General features: G+C 61.8%; 1 protein-coding gene. It reads left to right on the forward strand.

Annotated features, from left to right (window positions below; translation table 11 throughout):
• A partial coding sequence (locus WT24_RS16470) for a tetratricopeptide repeat protein (RefSeq protein WP_060034896.1) occupies positions 1-588 on the forward strand: 588 nt, incomplete at its 5' end.
• Positions 589-720: the final 132 nt, after the last annotated feature.

Raw genomic sequence — 720 nt, forward strand, 5'->3', positions numbered from 1 at the left:
ATGTATCGCCGTTTACTCGCACCGGGGCTGCTGTTGCTGTTGGCCGCGTGCGCGCAGGATCCGTCGGTTACCGCCGGCACGGTACGGATCTGCGACGACACAGGTTGTTCCGATCGCCCTAAAGATCAGGTCTCCTATCAAAAAAGGGACGACGCGGAAGACCGCGAAGATCCGCGCATCGCCGCGCTCAAGCAAACCGCGAAAACCCAGCCGAAGGCCGCCTACGATCTCGGCCTGCGCTACTTCCGCGGCGACGGCGTGCGCCAGGACAGCTACCAGGCGCTCAAGTGGATGCGCGAGGCCGCCGAACGTGGCGACCTGAACGCACAGAAGGCGCTCGGCAGTTTTTACCTGTTCGGCCTCGAGGAAATGGGCTCGGATGCGCGCGAAGCGGAGAAGTGGCTGTCGATCGCGGCCGGCCGCGGCGACAAGGAATCGAAAAAGCTGCTCGACCTCGCACGCAAGGCGAAGAAAGAAGACGAAGAAGACTGGAAATGGCGCACGCAATGGCGTGACGTCTATTACGGCTACTGGTACTCGGGCTATCCGTACTACGGCGTCTGGCAGCAGACGTACTGGTACTACTGACCGGGCATCGAGCAACGGGGGCGGCCGCGGGGAGACCACCATCGCGCGCCACGCCGGGGGGCTTATCGAAGTTCGCACGAACACATAAGCCGAACAACGACTCTAATCGATCGACAACGACATGAAGACCAA

The organism is Burkholderia sp. MSMB1078WGS (assembly GCF_001528895.1).
In the GTDB taxonomy this organism is placed as follows: Bacteria; Pseudomonadota; Gammaproteobacteria; order Burkholderiales; family Burkholderiaceae; genus Burkholderia.